This is a genomic window from Rhodoplanes roseus, from assembly GCF_003258865.1.
Taxonomy (GTDB): Bacteria; Pseudomonadota; Alphaproteobacteria; order Rhizobiales; family Xanthobacteraceae; genus Rhodoplanes; species Rhodoplanes roseus.
This window is the reverse complement of sequence record NZ_NPEX01000874.1, coordinates 1-263: the sequence shown is the minus strand read 5'-3', so window position 1 is coordinate 263 and position 263 is coordinate 1. Positions and strand designations below refer to the sequence as shown.

General features: G+C 63.5%; 1 protein-coding gene. It reads right to left on the bottom strand.

What is annotated here, in order from left to right; genetic code table 11:
* Positions 1 to 263, bottom strand: a 263-nt coding sequence (locus CH341_RS32810; protein ID WP_146604797.1) for a flagellar hook-basal body complex protein, incomplete at both ends; no start/stop codon positions are given.

Sequence of the window (263 nt, the reverse complement as noted above, 5' to 3'; positions counted from 1 at the left end):
GCGGATCGAGAAGAATGCCAGCTTCGCCGGGATCGAGAACGGGATAGCCGGCGGTGCTCAGGAGCTCGCCGGTTGCCGTCATCTGCAGACGACCGTCGCGCGTGTAGACGGTGCCGTCTGGGGTCGAAAGCGCCAGCCAACCATCTCCTTGTACCGCAACGTCGAGAGAGTTGCCCGTGTAGGAGACGGAGCCGGGATTGCGTGAAATATAGGTGTCGCCGGGTGACGAGAAGGCGACCTTGTCGGTGCCTGCCCGCGTCATC